General features: G+C 68.3%; 3 protein-coding genes and 1 pseudogene. 1 reads left to right on the forward strand and 3 read right to left on the reverse strand.

Annotated features, from left to right (window positions below; genetic code table 11):
- Positions 1-121: 121 nt before the first annotated feature.
- Positions 122-586, reverse strand: a pseudogene (locus tag PSU4_RS30700) (transposase); the annotation flags it as partial.
- Here PSU4_RS30700 and PSU4_RS31695 point away from each other — a divergent pair.
- The gene (locus PSU4_RS31695) at positions 537-797 is read left to right on the forward strand and encodes a hypothetical protein (RefSeq protein WP_186817282.1); all 261 of its coding nucleotides are present in this window, start codon (positions 537-539) and stop codon (positions 795-797) included. The pseudogene PSU4_RS30700 and the gene PSU4_RS31695 sit on opposite strands and share 50 nt — an antisense overlap.
- A 689-nt stretch (positions 798-1,486) precedes the next feature.
- On the opposite strand, the gene PSU4_RS30705 is transcribed toward PSU4_RS31695, so the two are convergent.
- Both PSU4_RS30705 and PSU4_RS30710 read right to left on the reverse strand, forming a co-directional pair.
- Positions 1,487-1,852, reverse strand: a complete 366-nt coding sequence (locus PSU4_RS30705) for a helix-turn-helix domain-containing protein (protein WP_147116153.1) — start codon at positions 1,850-1,852, stop codon at positions 1,487-1,489.
- A complete protein-coding gene (locus tag PSU4_RS30710; RefSeq protein WP_246115463.1) occupies positions 1,852-3,105 on the reverse strand; it encodes a tyrosine-type recombinase/integrase in 1,254 nt (417 codons plus the stop codon). The genes PSU4_RS30705 and PSU4_RS30710 overlap by 1 nt, the downstream gene beginning before the upstream one ends.
- Between the last annotated feature and the right edge of the window lie 125 nt (positions 3,106-3,230).

Below are 3,230 nucleotides of genomic sequence, written 5' to 3' on the forward strand. Positions count from 1 at the left end.
GGAAGGACACGACGCACGATGGCTCTGGACCCGTTTACCCTGCTTGAGTAGTCCGTCGGGGTAGCCTGCTGTTGGCGACGGGCCGTGCTGTGAGTCGCCCTGGGTCTGATGGAGGCCCGGCTTATGGGATTTCGACCGACTGCGGGTCGTCCCGGTGGGCAGCGTAGAACGCCTGCTCGAATTCGACCGGTGGGCGGTCGTTGAGGTAGCCGTGCAGCCGGCTCGTGTTGTGCCAGTGCACCCAGCCCAGCGTGGCGAGCTCGACGTCCTCAACGGTCTTCCACGGCTGCTGACGCGCCGGTCCGCGGATCAGTTCGGCCTTGTAATAGCCGTTCACGGTCTCGGCCAGGGCGTTGATGTCGTAGGAGTCCCCGACGCTGCCGATCGAGGGGACCGCGCCGATCTCGGCCAGCCTCTCCCCGTAGCGCACCGACGTGAACTGCGACCCGGCATCGGAGTGACAGCGCAGCCCGTCGAGCCTGGTCCCGCGTGACCAGCGGGCCATCTCCACTGCGTCGAGCACCATCGACGTTCGCATGTGCGCCGCGACCCGCCACCCGACGATCGTGCGGGAGAACGCGTCGACACCAGTAGAGGAATCGCTGGATATGTTCGCGGGTGCCCGGTCCGCCGGCGTGCCAGGAGTCGATCTCGTGTTGGGACAGCTCGGCCAGCGTGGTGCCGCGCCGGTCGAGCCAGCCCAGGAACTCGACGGTGACGGTGATCGACTGCTTGGCCCGCAGGACCGGGCCGGCCTCGACTGGCCCGTGCTCGGCGTGGCGGCGCAGATCGCGTAGATGGTGCCAGCGGGCGAAGCGGTCGAGCAGCTGCTTGTGCTCGGGGTGATCGACCCGGGCGAGGGTGGCGTCGAGCCAACGCTGGAAGGTCGCGAGCCGTCGATCGCGTGGCGGCAGGGCGTGGTGGGTCACCAGTAGCGCGCGCAAGTACTCGACGGTGCGGCCGGCGGGCAGCGCGTCGAGGGCGTCGTGGGACAGCTCGAGGTTGCCGGTGCCGAGCGCGCGCAGCAGCTGGCCGACCTGCGGGTTGGCCCGCATCCAGGTGACGCCGCTGTTCGCCCGGGGCATCGAGCAGAGTGCCTCGGCCATCGGCTGCAGCGCCGGTGAAATCTGGCCGTCGGGTCCAGCGAGGTGGTCGTGGACCATGTCGCGCAGCAGGCATCGCCAGCAGGTAGCACCTTTGGCGAGCCAGGCTTCCTGCCCGCAGCCAGCGCAGGTCAGCGTGAGCGGAACGCCGCTGCAGCGTAGGCAGGTCGGCTCCTTGGCGGTGTTGAGCCCGGGGACCATGCCGACATGCCCGCAGTCGGCGCAGACCCCTTCGCGTCGTCGGGCGGCGTTGTAGCAGTGCATGCAGATCGGCCCCTCGGGCCAGCGAGCGGCGAGCTGGTAGCAGTGCCCGCAGCGCGAGCACTCCGGCCACCGCTTCGGGTCTGGCGCGGTGCTGCGAGCTCGGGGCTTGCGAGGCGGGCTCACCGGTCCCCGCCGTCGTCGTCGTTCTCGTCGAGGATGCGAGCGCGTTCGGGCCTGAACGTCTCCGGCATCCTCACCACGTCTGGTCCGCTTGCGCTGGCCGCAGCCTTGGGGACGGTGGCGGCGACGACGTGCGGGGTGATCAAGTCGTTGGGGGAGCAGCCGAAGATGTCGCAGAGCGCCACCAGTGTCTTCATCGACAGCCGCTCGGGCTTGTCGGTGACCAGGCGGTAGATCTGGGCCGGGGACAACTTGACCCCACGTTCGGTCAGTAGCGGAGCAAGCTGGGTCGTCTTCCACATTTGATGCGCGGCCATGAGTTGACGCAGGTTCCATTCGAAGTCCAGCCGGCGACGGGTGGCCATCACAGACCACCTCCCGTCGTCGTGGGCCCGGCGGCAGGCCGTCGCCCGACGGGGTGCTGGTCAACAACAACGGAGTGCTGGTCAACAGGGGGGTGCTGGTCGATGCCGTCAGCGGTGAGCGCCAGGGCGCGCCCGACGCTGGCGTCGAGGACGCCGCGCAGCGTGCGGGTGCGGAAATCCGAGGACACCGAGGTGTAGAGCGCCGTCGTCGAGGCGTAGGAGTGCCCGACCTGGTGCTGGACGAACAGCGGGTCGTAGCCGGCCTCCAGCAGATGGGTCACGTAGGAATGGCGAAGGCAATGCAGCGTCAGCTCGGGCGCGAGCCCGATCGCGTCGCGGTAGGCGGCGAACCGGGCGCTGAGCTTCTCCTTGGACAACCGTCCCGAGCGCTCGCTGGGCCACAACGACGAGCTGCGCGCCGCGGTCGGGGTCAGCTCCCGGCATTGCTCAACCCACTGCGTGATCACCCGGACCGACCAGGGAAAGACCGTGAGAACGCTGCGGCGCTTCGGGACGCTTCCCTTGCCCGCCTTGCCCCACCGGACATAGAGCACGCCGTGTGCACCGAACTCCGAGGCATGCGGATTGGTACCGAAGTCGGCCAGCTCCAGCATCGCTACTTCCCGCCGCCGCAGCCCCCAGGCGTAGGTCGTCTTCAATGCCGCCGCGTCACGGACCGCGGTGAACCACCCCTTGTGTCCGCTACGGCGCGCTCGTTCGACCTGCTCGTCGGCGTAGTCGAACAGGCGCTGCAGCTCCTGCTTGGTCAACGCGCGACGCCGCGGATCACTCTCGTTGTCCTGGACGTGGACGGCGGTATTCCACTCGAAACAGATCTGAGCCGGATGCGTATCGAACAACCGTTCGCATACCGCCGTCCACTGATAACGCGGGTCGGCGACGTAGTCGCAGAACAATCGGATCGCGCCCTGATAACCCCGCACCGTGGACAACGCGCAGCCATCGCCGCGCAGCTCAGCGGTGAACGCTTCCAACTCGACCGGCCGCCAGTCCCACGGGAATTCGTTAGCGAACCGCTGAAACCTCCGGATCACCATCAGGCGCCCGTCCACGGTGTCGACGCGCAGGTTGCGACTCAGCTGCTGATCACGCCAGCCGGCCAGCATCGCCTCGAACACCTGCTCGTCCGGACGCAACAGCCGGGAGGTCCCCGCGAGGAACGGCTCACCCGCCAGACCGACCGGGCCAGGACCCCGCGGACCGCCCGTCACATCTGACATAACGACCTCCACGGCAGCACCCGAAGACCCACTCGACGACGCGCGAATCCTGCATCAGGTGAATGATTCCTGGCAACAGCGCACGTCCGGGCGTCGCCGAGCGTCACAAGGTGAGCCGTCAGCGGACAGCCGATGGG

The organism is Pseudonocardia sulfidoxydans NBRC 16205, assembly GCF_007989085.1.
Lineage (GTDB): Bacteria > Actinomycetota > Actinomycetes > Mycobacteriales > Pseudonocardiaceae > Pseudonocardia > Pseudonocardia sulfidoxydans.